Annotated in this window: 13 protein-coding genes; 2 read left to right on the top strand and 11 right to left on the bottom strand. The window is 72.1% G+C overall.

What is annotated here, in order from left to right; all coding sequences use genetic code 11:
• The first annotated feature begins 48 nt into the window (after window positions 1-48).
• Window positions 49-450, top strand: coding sequence for an S-adenosylmethionine decarboxylase family protein (locus ACH4E8_RS18915; RefSeq protein WP_398449556.1), 402 nt, complete (start codon window positions 49-51; stop codon window positions 448-450).
• Window positions 451-856: 406 nt separating this feature from the next.
• Here the strand turns inward: ACH4E8_RS18915 and ACH4E8_RS18910 are convergent, their stop codons facing one another.
• The 4 genes from ACH4E8_RS18910 to ACH4E8_RS18895 form a co-directional block, all read right to left on the bottom strand.
• Window positions 857-1,126 (bottom strand): phosphopantetheine-binding protein, encoded by a 270-nt coding sequence (locus ACH4E8_RS18910; protein WP_398449555.1) that lies wholly within the window; start codon window positions 1,124-1,126, stop codon window positions 857-859.
• Window positions 1,123-2,205, bottom strand: a complete 1,083-nt coding sequence (locus ACH4E8_RS18905; protein ID WP_398449553.1) for an HAD-IIIC family phosphatase — start codon at window positions 2,203-2,205, stop codon at window positions 1,123-1,125. Before ACH4E8_RS18905 ends, ACH4E8_RS18910 begins: the two co-directional genes overlap by 4 nt.
• Window positions 2,202-2,624, bottom strand: coding sequence for a GNAT family N-acetyltransferase (locus ACH4E8_RS18900; RefSeq protein WP_398449551.1), 423 nt, complete (start codon window positions 2,622-2,624; stop codon window positions 2,202-2,204). Before ACH4E8_RS18900 ends, ACH4E8_RS18905 begins: the two co-directional genes overlap by 4 nt.
• A 122-nt stretch (window positions 2,625-2,746) precedes the next feature.
• Window positions 2,747-3,967 (bottom strand): bis-aminopropyl spermidine synthase family protein, encoded by a 1,221-nt coding sequence (locus tag ACH4E8_RS18895; RefSeq protein WP_398449549.1) that lies wholly within the window; start codon window positions 3,965-3,967, stop codon window positions 2,747-2,749.
• 191 nt (window positions 3,968-4,158) lie between these two features.
• Between ACH4E8_RS18895 and ACH4E8_RS18890 the strand changes: the two genes are divergently transcribed.
• Window positions 4,159-4,941 (top strand): alpha/beta fold hydrolase, encoded by a 783-nt coding sequence (locus tag ACH4E8_RS18890; RefSeq protein ID WP_398449547.1) that lies wholly within the window; start codon window positions 4,159-4,161, stop codon window positions 4,939-4,941.
• A gap of 346 nt (window positions 4,942-5,287) precedes the next feature.
• On the opposite strand, the gene ACH4E8_RS18885 is transcribed toward ACH4E8_RS18890, so the two are convergent.
• The 7 genes from ACH4E8_RS18885 to ACH4E8_RS18855 form a co-directional block, all read right to left on the bottom strand.
• Window positions 5,288-6,262 carry a Gfo/Idh/MocA family protein gene (locus ACH4E8_RS18885; RefSeq protein WP_398449545.1) on the bottom strand — a complete coding sequence of 325 codons (975 nt, stop codon included), beginning with the start codon at window positions 6,260-6,262 and terminating at the stop codon, window positions 5,288-5,290.
• A gap of 3 nt (window positions 6,263-6,265) precedes the next feature.
• Window positions 6,266-8,002, bottom strand: a complete 1,737-nt coding sequence (locus ACH4E8_RS18880) for a B12-binding domain-containing radical SAM protein (protein WP_398449543.1) — start codon at window positions 8,000-8,002, stop codon at window positions 6,266-6,268.
• Window positions 8,003-8,084: 82 nt separating this feature from the next.
• The gene (locus tag ACH4E8_RS18875; RefSeq protein ID WP_398449541.1) at window positions 8,085-9,818 is read right to left on the bottom strand and encodes a B12-binding domain-containing radical SAM protein; all 1,734 of its coding nucleotides are present in this window, start codon (window positions 9,816-9,818) and stop codon (window positions 8,085-8,087) included.
• Window positions 9,811-11,499, bottom strand: a complete 1,689-nt coding sequence (locus ACH4E8_RS18870; protein ID WP_398449539.1) for a beta-ketoacyl synthase N-terminal-like domain-containing protein — start codon at window positions 11,497-11,499, stop codon at window positions 9,811-9,813. Before ACH4E8_RS18870 ends, ACH4E8_RS18875 begins: the two co-directional genes overlap by 8 nt.
• On the bottom strand, window positions 11,496-12,479 hold the full coding sequence (locus tag ACH4E8_RS18865; protein ID WP_398449537.1) for a glycosyltransferase family 2 protein: 984 nt from the start codon (window positions 12,477-12,479) through the stop codon (window positions 11,496-11,498). The genes ACH4E8_RS18870 and ACH4E8_RS18865 overlap by 4 nt, the downstream gene beginning before the upstream one ends.
• Window positions 12,476-12,760 carry an acyl carrier protein gene (locus tag ACH4E8_RS18860; RefSeq protein WP_398449535.1) on the bottom strand — a complete coding sequence of 95 codons (285 nt, stop codon included), beginning with the start codon at window positions 12,758-12,760 and terminating at the stop codon, window positions 12,476-12,478. The genes ACH4E8_RS18865 and ACH4E8_RS18860 overlap by 4 nt, the downstream gene beginning before the upstream one ends.
• Window positions 12,761-12,783: 23 nt before the next feature.
• On the bottom strand, window positions 12,784-14,685 hold the full coding sequence (locus ACH4E8_RS18855; RefSeq protein WP_398449533.1) for a KedN5 family methylcobalamin-dependent radical SAM C-methyltransferase: 1,902 nt from the start codon (window positions 14,683-14,685) through the stop codon (window positions 12,784-12,786).
• Between the last annotated feature and the right edge of the window lie 229 nt (window positions 14,686-14,914).

The following is a 14,914-nucleotide window of genomic DNA, read 5'->3' as shown; positions in this document are numbered from 1 at the left end:
TGTCCCCTGTTGCTGTGCGGAGTTGGCGCCCGCCGGTAGTCTGGCGCGATGTCCACAGAGCACGGTACGAGCGTCAACGGTTCGTCGAGCGACGTCGTCGAGATCATCCAGGGCGAACTCTGCTCCTACGCGGTCGAGGTCTGGGTCACCGACCCCGCCGTACTGACCGACGAGGAGGCGCTCCGGTCGATCCTGCGCAACGCAGCCCACGCGGGCAACGCGACCGTACTCGACGAGTCGTCGCACGTCTTCCCCAACGGCGCGGTCACCGCGATGCTGCTGCTGTCCGCGTCGCACTTGTGCGTGCACACCTGGCCGGAGTTCAGGCTCGCCAACATCGACCTGTTGGCCTACGGGCGGCTCAACGGCGAGTTGATGATCTCCGAGATCGAGGCGGCGCTGAAGCCGGAGCGGATCAACATCTCCCGGCTGCACCGCGCGGTCCACTAACGCGGTCGTTTTCGGTCGGCGGTACGGGTCCACTCCCCCGCCGCGTGCCTGCGGGCCCACCTGAGGCTGGTCGCACAGTCCTGCCCTCGGTGCCCCGAGGACGTGGGTGATGGCCCTCCCTCCCCCGCGCCTCCTGGGACCATCTCGCCGTTTCCCCGCAGGAGCGTTGGTCCCCGCGGCCCGGTGGGTGGCTTGTCGCGCAGTTCCCCGCGCCCCTGATTGCCACGCCCTTCGGGCGTTGGCGGGCCCCGGCACCACCTGTGAGAGCAATCCGCAGGTGACCGACGGGGGGAGCAAATCAGGGGCGCGGGGAACTGCGCGACAAGCCACCCACCGGGCCGCGGGGACCAACGCACCCGCAGGGAAACGGCGCCGGTGTCCGAAGGCGCCAGCCCGCGGCGCGGCGTCAGCGGTAGTCGGCGACGAAGTCGCGGAGTCTTGCGATGGACTCCAGGGCGTCCAGGTTCAGGTCCTCCAGGGCGACGTCCACGCCGTACCGGTCCAGGATCAGGGCCAGCAGCGTCATGCCGGCGAGGGAGGTCAGGCCCACCTCGGGGCCGAACAGGGGGGTGTCGGCGGGCAGCGGGTCGATCCGCACCCGGTCGACGCCCACGGCCCGGGCGATCAGCCCGCGGATCTCCTGCTCCAGCGCGTCCCTTTGCTCAGCGGACGTCATGACGCGGCTCCGTACTCACACTCGATCCAGGCGGGGGCTTCAGGCAGGGGCCCGTCGGTCGCACGGGCGAAGGTGACCAGCGGTGCGGCGGCGCCGTCCTGCTCGGCGCGGAAGCCGAACTGGCGCAGCAGCAGCCGCAGTTCCATGTTGTCCGCGCCGATGCGCACGGGGGTGCGCACGGTCGGTGCGCCCGCCGCCCCGGCCAGTTCCAGGAGCCAGCGCAGGAAGGCGGCGGACACCCCGCGGCCGGCGACCCGGCAGGACAGCGTGAGGAGCCGTACGTCCCAGGCACCGCCGGCGCCGAGTTCGGGGTCGGGCAGCGCGACGACCGCGGTGCCGACCATGCCGTACGTGCCGAACCGGTCCGTCAGCTCCACCACGGGCAGGGACCAGTCGGGCGAGTCGACCATCGACCGCACCGCGGCGGCGTCGAGCTCGATGCCGCTGGAGTTCAGTCGGTGGGTGCGGGCGGCCAGCTCCACGATCCGCGGCACGTCCGCGTGGTGTGCGGTACGCAGCCGCACGCGCATCCCGCACCACCGCAGGAAGTCCTCCCGGGAGCCGGCGAAGGTCTCCTCGGCCTCCTTGCGGCGCGCCTCGTCGCGGTAGCGGGCGACCCGGCCGCGGCTCTCGTCGGTGAGACCGGCGGGGTCGAGCGCGGGCAGGGCCAGCAGTCCGGGGGCTTCCTCGGGGGCGAGGGCGAGCACCTCGGGCAGCGCCGCGCGGACCTCGGCCCGCTCGTACGGGCTGTCGTCGACGAGGACCAGGGAGGCGAGGCCGATGCCCAGCTCACCGGCGATGCGGCGGAGCGACTCGCTCTTGTCGTGCCAGGCGACCTGCGGCGCGAAGAAGCGCCCCGAAAGCTCGCCGTCGGCCCGTAGCCGCTCCAGCACGGAGGGCCCGGAGCGGCTGGCGACGCTGCTGAGCACCCCGCGGGCGGCCAGCCCGTCGATCAGCGCCAGCACCTCGGGCCGGGGCGTCGGCAGGGTGTCGTCGGGGGACTCCAGGGCGATGCCGTCCCACAGGGTGTCGTCGAGGTCCCAGACGACGCACTTGACCACCGCGTCGTCGGGGATCACTGCTGCGTGCCCGCCGAAGGGAGCCGCATGGTCAGGTGCGTGGACTCGAAGCCGAACTTGCGGTAGAGGGTGCGCATCCGCACGTTCCGGACGTGGACCTTGCCCACGACCTCCTCGACGCCTTCGGACCGGACGAACTCCAGGCCCTTCGCCAGCAGCAGCTCGCCGATCTCGGTGCGCTCGGGGACGTCCGCGACGGCCAGCGAGCGGAAGTTCGCGTAGCGGGCGCCGCTCATCGCGTTGGTGTTCACCGTAATCCACAGCCAGCCGTCGGCCGGCCCGTCGCCGCGGCACGCGACCAGCATTCCGTCGCGGGTGCGCGTCATCGCCTTGAGGAGCTTCTTCGCGTGCACCTCGGGGTCCGTGATGGCTTCGTCGGCGAAGGAGATCTTCGCGATCTCCACCTCGAATTCGGCCATCCGCGGAATGTCGTGCTCGTCGGCCCTGCGGACCGTGATACCGCCAAAATCACCTTGCATGATGCCCTCGATTGTAGCCGTCGGTGACCGGGGCGCCGCGGCGGCCCCGGTCCCCAGTGACGTCAGCCCTCAGTGGTCGCGGTGCCCTCGGGGGCCTCGGCGACCAGCGTTCCCGGCCGGAACCGGGTGCCGCCGCACTCGGTGCAGCCGGCCCGCTGGAGCTCCGCGACCGAGGAGTGGGGCGCGCCGGGGCCGACCTCGTAGCGGGCGTCGCACTCCGTGCACCGGTACTCACGGGCCCGTCGGCGCTTGTCGCGGGTGTAGAGCGGGCCCTGGTACTCGTCGACGTCGGCGAGGCCGGTGGCGTCGGTGGTGAGCAGGTGCTGGAAGAAGCCGGTGCCGCCGAGGATGCCGCTGCCCTCGTACGCGTTGAAGTTCCGGATGAAGGAGTGCGTGACCAGGCCCAGGTCCATGATCTCCCGCTGGACGTCCAACATGTCGTTGGGGCCCTTGGCGCCGAAGGAGAAGAAGATGCTGCGGGCGGGCCCGTCGGCGAGCGCCTCCACGGCCCGGGACAGGAAGAGCCGGGCGCCTTCGGCGGTGTACGGCGGGTCGGTCATGGCCACGTCGTACTGGCCGCGCAGCCGCTGCGGCAGCGGGTTCCGCAGGTCGTGCTGGGTGAGGTCGACGCGCAGGTCCAGGCCGGTCGCGGTGTCCGCGATGAAGTCCAGGAACTGGGGGGCGATGTCGACCACGGCCAGCCGGGAGGTGAGCTGGATGCCGAGGGCCCTGCCGACGACCCCGATCGCCAGGGACACCAGGTCGTCGTCGCCGATCAGCACGAGGGAGCTGCCGGGCAGCAGTCCGGCGTCGATCAGTGCGAGCACGCGGCGGACCTTGGTCTCCGCGGTGCAGTGCGACTGGTCGAGGGCGAGGTCCACCGCGGGGCCGGCCGCCATGATCTCGCGCAGTTCCTCGACCGCGCCCCGGAGCCGGTCGGGGATGACGTACTCGGTGCCCTCGCAGGTGGCGCAGAGCGCCGACAGCTCCAGGGTCATCCCGAGCTCCGCGGTCAGGGCCGCACCCTCGGGGGTGAGCCGGGAGGGGCGCTCCTTGCTGAGCAGCCCCCGCTTGCGGAACTCGTTGGCGACCGCGGCGACCAGCGGCACGGGCAGCGAGGTGGCCCGGCTGACGTCGCGCACCGCGGGGGCGCCGAGGCGGCGGAAGGCGGCGAGGACGCCGCGGACTCCGGGGGCGCCCTCCTGGAGGCCGACCGCGTCGGCGACCTCGTACAGGACTGCCCCCGGGGACGGGCGCAGTTGTGGGGCGGCCTTGCTCACCATGACGTCCTCACCGTGTCGGCAACTTCTTCGCGTGCGTCGTGCTGTTCAGCGTCTTGAGGGGCGGTCGTCACGCACCGTGCTCGTCGCTACGGTCGCCGTGCGCCCGGCGGCGGGTGCACGGCGGGTGCGCGGTTCGGCCGCGGGGCCCTGACGCCGTGTGCATCCTACGGCGCCGCGGATACCATCGCGGAGTGCTGCGTGACGGTGGTCAGACAACGCGGGGCGGGGCGGGTCCGTCGGCCGGGGCGTGGGAGGCCGTGCTGCCGTTGCACTGCCGGATCTCGGCCCCGTCGGGCCGCCCCACCGTGCTGCTGCACGCCCTGGGCGAGACGGGTGCCAGTTGGGACCGGCTCGCGGCCGAACTGACCGCCGGGGGGCGCCGGCTGTACGTCCCCGACCTGCGCGGCCACGGCCTCAGCCCGCGGTCGCCCGGCTACTCCTTCGCCGCCCTGTACGCGGACGTGGTGGCGCTGCTCGACGCCCACGGGCTGTCCGGGATCGACCTGGTGGGCCACTCGATGGGCGGCCACGTCGGCTGGCTGCTCGCCCAGCGCCAGCCCTCGCGGGTCCGCCGGCTGGTGATCGAGGACACCCCGCCGCCGCCGAGGGACGCCGCTGCGGAGGCGGAACTCGCCGCGCGGAGCACGGGCGACGGCAGCCGGGCGCAGGTGGTCGCGCTCTACCGGGAGTTCCGCGCGCTGCGCCGGACCGGTGGGCTGGACGCCGCCGCGGTGCGCCCGATCATCGACGAGTTGCGGCGCGCCGACGGCGAGTGGTGGCGCCGGCTGCCGGACGTCACCGCGCGCACGCTGGTGATCAGCGGGGGTCTGTCGAGCCCGGTCCCCCGGCCCCTGCTGGCGGAGGTCGCCGCGCGCGTGCCGCACGGACGGATGGTGGCCGTCGACGCCGGGCACTACGTGCACCGGGACGCACCGGAACGCTTCGACGCGGAGGTGCTGGCGTTCCTGGCGTAGGCCGTGCCCGGAAGGTCCCGTGCGGGTCTCCGTGCCTCGGGACACGGCCGCCGTTTCCCTGCGGGAGCGCTGGTCTCCACCGGCCGGTGGTGGGCTTGTCGCGCAGTTCCGCGCCCTGTGCCCTGCGGGCACGGGGGGACCCCGAGCGCCCCTGTTTCGCTGCCCCGTTACGTTGTCTACGGGCTGAGGGCAAGGTGTTTGGGGGCGCTGGGGGTATCACCACGCCCTTCGGGCGTAGGGGGCGGAACTGCGCGAACAGCCACAGACGGGCCGCAGAGACCAATCCACCCGTAGGGAAACCGCGGCTACGTGCATACACGCACAGGAAAGCGCGCCGTCGGGGCGCTTACGGGAGGCGGGCCGTTCGTGCGCAGCCGTACGCGGACTCCACCAGCAGTTGCACCTCCAGCGCTTCCTTGGCGCCCGCGGGCGGCGCGAACGCCGCGTCGACGCCCGTGAGTCGGTCGAAGAAGGCGGTGACGGCCGCGAGTTCCGGTCGGCCGACCGCGGGGGTGACCGTGCCGTCCGCGTGGCGGAACTCGTTCCGTCGCAGGTCCAGTACGTGGTCCCCGTCGGCGGTGGTGAGCGTGACGGAGGTCTCCAGCCGGCGCGCGGCCCGGTCGATCCGCAGGGTCGCCGGCAGGTCGCCGGGGAAGGCGAGTTCCACCCGGGCGCGTTCCTCGACGTCCGGCGCGTCCACCGTGCACTCCCGGACCTCGGGCGCGCCGAAGACGGTGACCAACAGGTCCAGGAGGTGCGGGCCCAGGTCCAGCAGAGCGCCGCCGCCGGCCCGCGCCCGGTCCCCGTACCAGGGGGTGTACGCCCGCCAGACCCGGTTGCCGGGGGTGGCGACGGCGGCGGTCACGTGCCGTGCCCCGGCCCCCGCCGCCGCGGCGAGGGGGGCGGCGAGCGGGTGGCAGCGGAAGGGCAGGTTCACGGAGAGCAGGGCGGCCGCGGGGTGCTCCGCCATGCGCCGGGCCGCGGCCGCCGTGGCGGCGAGGGGCTTCTCGCACAGCACGGCGACGCCCGCGTCCAGGGCCGCGATCACGGGTTCGGCGTGGGCGTCGTTGGGGGTGCACACGCTCAGCGCGTCGGGCCGGGTGGCCGCGATGAGCCGTTGCACCGAGTCACCGGTCCACACGGCGGGACGGTCCGCCGTCAGGGCGCGGGCCCGTTCGACGTCGGTGTCCACGGCGCCGACGAGTTCGACGTCGTCGCGGGCGTCGACGCAGGGCAGGTGGTAGCGCTCGAAGACGCGTCCGCAGCCCACGGCGGCGAAGCGGACGCGCCGTCCGCGGGGCGTTTCGGCGGCGGGGGTCACGGGTCAGCCCCGCACTTGCGCGAGGGTGTGTTCGCCGCAGGCCCGGGCTACCTCGACGGCGAAGTCCGGGAAGGCGTGCCCCAGGTGTTCGACGTCGTACGCCGTGACCATGGTGCGCAGTTCGTCCTCCAGCCGTTCGACGAGGTGCGGCGGGTCCTCGTCGGCGAGCAGCAGCCCGGCGTTGAGGAAGGCGACCAGCAGCCCGGTGAGGCCCTGGTCCCACAGCCGCAGCCGGCCCAGCAGCGGGCGCAGCGACTCGGCGTCGAGGCCGCGGCGGGCCCGGACGGCGTCCGCGATGCTCTGCGCGAGGAAGGGGACCTCGTTCTCCTTGCGGTCGTTGATCTCCGAGGAGATCCGGCTCCAGGCGGTCCACAGGTGCTCGACGCGTTCGTCCTCGATCCGGTAGTCGCGGCGGGCCTGGAGCAGCACTTCGCGGGCCGGCCCGTCGACGCCGGGGATGTCGGGCAGGTCGTAGCGGGTGGCCTTCTCGTAGATCTCGGTGCCGCGCAGCGCGATGGCGCGGTTGATGAGGAAGAAGGGGTTCTCGCTCTCGTGCACCCGGGCGGCGACGATGAACTTCAGGTTCTCCCAGAGTTCGTCGATCGTGGTGCCGGGCTCCAGCATGATCCAGCCCGGTTCCAGCTCGATGTGCTCCTGTTTGAAGAGCCGGGCGGCGTCGAAGTTGTACTCGACGGTGGTGCCCTTGCGGAAGCGCTTCATCATGCCGGGCGACCCGGTCTCCATGCCGAGCAGCGCCAGGTCCATGCCGGCGCGGCGCAGGGTGCGCAGCGCCTCGCGGTCGATGAGCCCGGTGTCCACCCGGAACTCGCAGTGGAAGGAGACCTTCACGCCGCGCCGCAGGATCTCTTCGGCAAAGCCGACGGCGTGGTGGTAGCCCGCGTCGAAGGCGCCGCCGAAGTTGTCGTCGTTGAACCACAGGAAGCGGGTGCCGAACTCGCGTTGCAGGTACTCGATCTCGTCGACGGCGTCCTCGACGGGCCGCACGCGCCAGTAGCTGCCGATGACTCCGGGCTGCCTCGGCGCGTAGCAGAAGGTGCACTTGGCGTGGCAGCCGCGGCTGGTGTAGGTGGAGGCGCGGGGGGTGGGGATGCCGGTCTTGCGGTGGTGCACGAGCAGGTCGCGCGCGGGCCAGGCTTCCTTGGTCAGGTCGGGGAGCTTCGGCGGGCCGCTGCTGCGCACCCGCCCCTCCTGCCAGAACCACAGCCCCGGCACCTTCCGCCAGTCGCGCCCCGCGGCCAGGCACTCCATCAGCCCTTCGACGGTCATCTCCCCTTCGCCGAAGGCCACGCAGTCCGCCTCGGGGATCAACTCGGCGATCAGCTTCGCGTTGTACGTGCAAAAGGCCCCGCCGATCGCCACGAACACCGCCGGATCCGCCCTGCGCACGCACCGCAGCAACCGCACGGCATCGATGATGTGCAGGTCGTACATGATGCTGATGCCCACGAAGCTCGGCCGCTCGCGCCGCACCAACTCCGTGATCGCCTCGTCGCTGGGGTGCCGCCCGTGCAGGTTCAACGCCCGTACGGTGTGGCCGCAGGAGCGCAGGTGGCCGGCGATGCACGCCACCCCCAGGTTCTCCCGGACGCGCTTGTAGAACAGCCGCATCGCGGGGTCCAGGCGCAGGTACTCCTCGTCGTTGATCATCACGTTCTGGTTGTTCAGGCTCGCGGCACCGGTGGGGATCTCCCGGGGGGTCAGCAGGAGCACATCCGACACGACCCGTCTCCTTTTCCTCTTCGCTGACGTTCCTCACATGGCCCCGCGCGGCGCCCGGCCCCGCGCGGCCTTCCCGACCCGCTCAGCCGGCCATGGCGCGCTCCGACTCCGCACACCGCCTCTTGGTGTCCGCGACGAAGTCCGGGTAGGTGCGGCCCAGGTGTTCTCGGTCGTACGCGTCGACGAGCGCGCGCAACTCGTCCTCCAGTCGCGCCGCGAGCTGCGGCGGATCCTCGTCGGCGAGCAGCAGCCCGACGTTGAGGAAGGCGATCAGGAGGTTCGGCAGCCCCTCGACCCAGCGGCGCAGCCGGCCCAGCAGCGGGCGCAGCCCGGCTTCCCTGCGGGCCCGGCGGGCCCTGGTGGCGTCGGCGATGAGCTGGGCGAGGAAGGGCAGTTCCTCCTTGCGGTCGCTGACCTCGCCGCTGACGCTGCTCCAGACCGCCCAGACGTCCTCGACTCGGGCGTCGGGGATGCGGTACTCGCGGCGGGCTTCGAGCAGGACGTCCTTCGCGGGGCCCTCGACGTCCGGCAGCTCGGGCGGACCGGGGTCGACGACCTTGTCGTACATCTCGGTGCCGCGCAGCGCGATGGCGCGGCTGATGAAGGAGAAGGGGTTCTCGCTGGGGGCGATCTCGGCGGCGACGATGAAGACGAGGTTCTGCCACAGCTCGTCGATCGTGGTGCCCGGCTCGATCATGATCCAGCCGGGTTCCAGCTCGATGCCCTCCTTCTTGAAGAGCCGGGCGGCGTCGAAGTTGTACTCGACGGTGGTGCCCTTGCGGAAGCGCTTCGCCATGGTGGGCGAGCCGGTCTCCATGCCGAGCAGCGCGGAGAGCATCCCGGCCCGGCGCAGGGTGTGGAGCGCTTCGCGGTCGATGAGCCCGGTGTCCACCCGGAACTCGGAGTGGAAGGAGATCTTCACCCCGCGCCGCAGGATCTCCTCGGCGAAGCCGATCGCGTGGCTGTAACCCTCGGCGAAGGCGCCGCCGAAGTTGTCGTCGTTGAACCACAGGAAGCGGGTGCCGAACTCCACCTGGAGGTATTCGATCTCGTCCACGACGTCGACGGGGGAGCGGACGCGCCAGGCGTTGCCGACCGCCACGCCCGGCGCCCGCGGCACGTAGCAGAAGGTGCACTTGGCGTGGCAGCCGCGGCTGGTGTAGGTGGAGGCGACGGGGGTGGGGATGCCGGTTTCGCGGTGGTGCACGAGCAGGTCACGGGCCGGCCAGGACTCCTTGGCGAGGTCGGGGAGCTTCGGCGGGCCGCTGCTGCGCACCCGCCCCTCCTGCCAGAACCACAGCCCCGGCACCTTCCGCCAGTCGCGCCCCGCGGCCAGGCACTCCATCAGCCCTTCGACGGTCATCTCGCCCTCGCCGAACGCCACGCAGTCGGCCTCCGGGATGCGTTCGGCGATCAGCTTCGCGTTGTACGTGCAGAACGCGCCGCCGATCGCCACGAACACCGACGGATCCGCCCTGCGCACGCACCGCAGCAACCGCACGGCATCGATGATGTGCAGGTCGTACATGATGCTGATGCCCACGAAACTCGGCCGCTCGCGCCGCACCAACTCCGTGATCGCCTCGTCGCTGGGGTGCCGCCCGTGCAGGTTCAACGCCCGCACCGAGTAGCCGCAGGAGCGCAGGTGGCCGGCGATGCACGCCACCCCCAGGTTCTCCCGCACCTTCTCGTAGAACAGCCGCATCGCCGGGTCCAGGCGCAGGTACTCGTCGTCGTTGATGAGCACGTTCTGGTTGTTGACGCTGGAGAATCCGGTGAGGATCTCGCGGGGGGTCAGTAGCACCGCGTCAGCCATGTGTACTCCACTCCAGGCGTCCGTCCGGGGCGCTCGTGCTTCCCGTCAGCAGGAGCGCCGCGTTGTTGCCGCCGAAACCGAAGTTGTTCACCAGTGCGGAACGGATGCCCGGACAGGGCTCCGGGGTGTGCAGGACGCGGACGTGCCGGGCGGGCAGCGGGGTGCGCAGCCCCGGGGTGCCCGGGAGCGCGCCGTGCCGCAGGGCGCGGACCGCGGCGACGACGGCGGGGAAGGCCGACGCGTGCAGCAGGTGTCCGGCGGCGCCCTTGTGGGAGCTGACGGGCACGTCCCGCCAGCCGTGTTCGGCGCCGATCGCGTCGAGGGCCGACAGTTCCGCCTCGTCGCCCTGGCGGGTGCCGGGGGCGTGGCCGTGGACGTAGTCGACGGCGGTGCGGCCGGCCATCGTCAGGGCGGTGCGGATGCAGTCGGCGCTGATGTGCGCGTTGAGCCGGCTGATGCCCTGGCCGGCGACACGGCAGGAGATGCCGGCGATCGTCGCCCGGGGCGGGTGGCCGCGGGCCGCCGCGCGGGTGGCCCGCTCCAGCACGATCGCGCCGGCGCCCTCTCCGACGGTGACGCCGGAGCGGTGCTCGTCGAAGGGGCGCGCGGCGTCGGTGCTGGTGGCCCGCAGCACGTCGAGACAGGCGTAGTCGTACGGGTTGAGCGCCGACACCCCGGTGACCACGGCGACGTCGGCCAGGCCGCCGAGCAGCCACTCCCGGGCCATGGCGAGGCCGAAGGCGCCGGACGCGCAGGCGTGCGCGACCACGGCCGCGTCTGCGGCACCAGCACTGCCGGCACCGGCCGGGATGCCGAAGCCCTCGCCCGCCCAGTCCGGCTCCAGGGCGATCTCCTCGATCCGCGGGGCGCCCGCGACCCGCGGCAGGTGGGGCACCACGCCGGCGGCGACCAGCAGGGTCCGGGCGGGCAGTTCGGCGATGCCGGCGTCCCGCAGCGCCTCGGCGCCCGCCCGGTCGGCGAAGGCCCGGCGCACGGGGCCTTCGACCGCCCCGGGGTCGAAGCTGCCGGCCTGGCAGACCGTGCGGCTGCGGAAGCGGGCCGCGTCGAACCGGGTCAACTCGCCGAGGGCGCGCCGGCCGTCGAGCAGCGCCCGCCAGAAGGCGTCGGTGCCGGCGCCGAAGGCGGTGACCAGGCCCGTGCCGGAGATGACGACCGCGTCCGCGGGGGCGCGGCGGTGCGGGGCGGTGCCGTCGGGGGTCACCGGGAGGGCCGCCACCCGGAACCCGGGCGCGGCCGCGTCCCGTACCACCTCGCAGACGACGACGGCCGGGTGCAGCCCGGTGGCGACCGCGGCCCGGGCCCAGCGGACCGCCTGCTCGGCCGCCGTGCCCGGGCTGATCAGCACGTATCCCGGCCCCCGCCAGTCGCCCGGCGCGGCGAGGTGCTGGAGGAGTTGGGCGGGTTCGGGCGACATGGCCTCCGACGGGCGCAGCCGGCGCCCGCCCGACTCGGCATCGGTGCAGCGGTCGACGTATCCGGACGTGGTCTCCACGCTGTAGTCGGCGGCCGCCAGGATGACGGGGGCGGTGGCGCGCGCGGTGGCGGGCAGTTGCGCCAGCGCGGCCGTCAGCACCTCGACGAAGGAAGTGGACAGCGCACCGCCGGCGATCGGCGCGGCCCGCCGCCGCCGGGCGCCCAACTCCTCCAGCGCACCCCTCACGGCCCGGCCCTGCCGGGGACGGCGGCGGAGGCGGCCGCGGGGGCGAGCAGGTCGGCGAGTCGGGCGAGCGGGAGCCGACCGGCGAGGAAGGCGCCGACCTCGGCGAGGCGCGGGTCACCGTGGCGCTCGGCGACCAGCCGCCAGAACGTCGCCAGCAGGTCGGCGGCGTCGCGGCGCGGCCCGGGGAGGTGGTACGCGGTGGCGTCCAGCAGCGCGAAGGTGGCACCGGTGGCCTTCAGTCGCAGTCCGAGTTCCAGGTCCTCGCCGCCCCACCGTTCGCCGTAGTGCTCGTCGAAGCCGCCGGCCCGGTCGAAGACGGTGCGCCGCACGCTGGTGTTGGTGCCGATGCAGGCGAGCCAGTGCAGCGGTTCGTGCCCCGGGGCGTCGAGCACGGCCCTGGCGGTGCGTTCGATGAAGGAGCGGCGGGGGCCGAAGAGGCGGGCGTGCTCGGCGAGGTCGACGAGCGCCGCGGCGTCGATGCTGCGGCCCCGGGCGCCGACGAGGGCCGGTCGCAGCACGGCGGGGTCGGGGGTCAGGGCGAACGCGGACAGGTCGGTGACGGCGCCGTGCACGACGAGGGCGCCCCCGGGGTCGTGCGCGCGCAGATGGGCTTCGAGCAGCCCGGGGGTCGCCACGGTGTCGTCGTCGAGGAAGAGCAGCACGTCGCCGCGGGCCAGGGCCGCGCCCTCGTTGCGGGCCCGGGCCGGGCCGCGCCCGCCGGTGGCGGCCGTCCGCAGCGGCAGGTGCGCGGGCACGGCCGCGAGGACCTGCGCCAGATCGGACCTGTCGGCGGCGTCCGCGGCGTCGTTGACCAGGACGACCTCGTACCGCTCGGGCGGCAGCGTCTGCTGCCCGAGCGCGGTGAGGGTCAGCAGCAGTCGGGTGGTCCGGTCCCGGGTGGGCACCACGACGCTCAAGCCCACGGGTTCGGTGCCGCTGCCCGGGGGGCCGGGGGACGGGGAGGTCGGCGTCGGCGTCATGGGATGGACGGGCTCTGGCCGGCCTTCTGGTCGAGTATGTACGTGGCGAGGCCCTGGATGGAGAAGAGGGTCTCCTCCGTCAGCTCCTCGTCCTCGAAGACGACGTCGAACTTCTCCTCCAGGATCAGCAGGTACTCCAGGGCGTCCAGGGAGCTGAAGCCGTACTGGTCGACCAGGCTGGCGTCGCCCGAGGGGTCCACCGGCGCGGTGCGCAGCCGCTCCGCCTTCGTCATCTGGGCGGCGATCTCGTGCAGTTCGTGGATGAGACCGTCTCGATCCATCGTGTCGTCCCTTCCTTCCCAGGTCACACGGGTGTGCTCTGATCGGCGAGCTGCTGCTCCGTCAGCCCGCGGAAGCGGTCCATCCGGAAGTAGTGCTGGAGGTCGCCGCCGAATCCGGTGCGGTAGTAGAAGGTCGTGGTGTGGAGCGCGGGCTCCGTGCTCACCTCCTCGCCCCTTCGCAGGGCGGCGACCAGTTCGGGTACGGGATAGGCGAAGGTCACGTCGGAGCGCAGGTACCACTGCTCGCCGCCCCGCTCCACGACCGGGAGCCGGTCCCCGGCGTCCGACCCGGTCTCCTCCGGGCGGACGGGGTGGCACATCAGGTCGTAGCGGAAGACCTCGTCCAGCAGCGGTCGCAGCGCCTCGGGCACTCGGGGGCGCATGGCCTCCGCCCACCAGCGGTGCAGCAGCCGGGTGGTGAGCAGTTGCCAGACGCGGGCGTCGGTCATCTCGCTGGCGGAGTTGGTCGGCCGGGCCAGCGCGTGCATCTGACGGGCATCGGGGTCCTCGGTGGTCTCCATCCAGTCGGAGAAGGCGAGGATGACGCTCGACTGGGAGACGCCGGCGAGTTCGCGCAGCGCGATCCACACGTTGTGCAGCCACAGGCTCCGGGCCAGGACGCGGTTCCAGCAGATGAAGCGGAGCATCCGCTCGTTCTCCTGGAGCGTCATGGTGTCGTGGGAGAGGACGTATTCGAAGTCGTCCCGCTCCCCGCGGACGGTGACCAGACCGTACTCCTCCCGCTTGTTGTGGTACTCGGTGTTGGGCAGCAGCATCAGGGGGTGCACGGCGATGAAGGGGGTGTGTTTCGCGGCCCGGTCGTAGCCGCGCAGGAAGGAATCGATCGTCTCGCCCGGCGCTCCCCAGATCAGTTCCAGATAGGGGTTGATGTCGTGTTCGATCAGCCAGGAGACCAGGTTCTCCCATTCGTTCAGCTTCATGTTGCGCCGCTGCATCAGGTCGAGCACGTTCTCGTCCATGGTCTGGAGTGCCAGGATGAAGGCGCTGTGCATCCCGGACTGCTTCATCTTGTCCATGATGCGGTAAAAACCTGCTGACTTGTTCTTTGCCCAAGAGGTCTCGATGCGCTTCGGGTATCCGTATCGACTGCGGACCCGGAGCAGGTCGTCGACGAATTCCTCGTCCTGGCGCATGAGTCCGAAGTTCGAGTCGGCCAGCATGACGACCTCTGCGCCTGCCCGACCCAGGCACTCCAACTCCTCGCGCAGCCTTTCCCTGGAGAACGCCCGCATCTTTTGTCCGGTCGCGCCTCCCCAGTAACAGAAGGAACATTTGTAGGGGCAGCCGCGATTGGTCTCCATCAGTGCGTAGTCGTAAGCGAAACGACCGTTGGCGTCCAGCAGGGGCACCGCTCCGGTCAGAATGGGGGACGGTAGGATCTCCAGGTCGTCGATGCGTTCGCGCTCGGGGGTGGTGATCTGTTTGCCGTCCTCCTCAAGGAAGGAGATGCCGCTCACGCCGTGCAGTTCGCGGGGGTGGGCGCCGTCCAGGTAGCCGGTCATCAACTCCCGGAAGACCAGCTCCCCCTCGCCGTTGACCACCACGTCGACCTGCGGGAACTCCCGGAAGACCCGCTCGCCCTGGTGTGCCACGTGGTTGCCGCCGAAGATCACCCAGCCGCGCGGATTGATCTGTTTGAAGGTCTCCGCGATGGCCCCGAAGGGGCGGTAGTTCCAACCGAGGACGGAGAAGCAGAGGACGTCGGGGCTGCCGTCCCGCAGGAGGTCGCGCGCCATCGCGTTCACCCCGGCGTCGCCGGGATAGTTCCGGATGGTGATGTCCATGGACCGGCGGACCCGGGCGTCCGCTTCGGCATAGGACTTCAGATAGCCGACGGCCAGCGGCATGGAGGACGCGGAATTTCCCCAGACTCCTTGCTGCACCAGTAGCACACGAGTCTTCATTCGTTCGGCTCGCTCCCCCTGATCGCTTCACAGGCAAGTCGCCCTCTGAGGCTACAGCAGCACGTTTACGAAGCAATGTGCCCGACGAAAGCGGTTCGGAACCATGGCCGATTCACCGGTGACGACCTGCATCGAGCGCTACCTGACGGGCCGTCGGGAGACCTGGCCGGGCGCCTCTCCCGGTGTCACCACGGGGTTCCCGAAGTGCGAAAGCCTCCCGCCGGGACCG

Origin of the sequence: Streptomyces sp. NPDC017979 (assembly GCF_044328175.1) — a bacterium.
In the GTDB taxonomy this organism is placed as follows: domain Bacteria; phylum Actinomycetota; class Actinomycetes; order Streptomycetales; family Streptomycetaceae; genus Streptomyces.
Note: the sequence above shows the minus strand (reverse complement) of the source record. Positions and strands in the feature narration are given on the sequence as shown.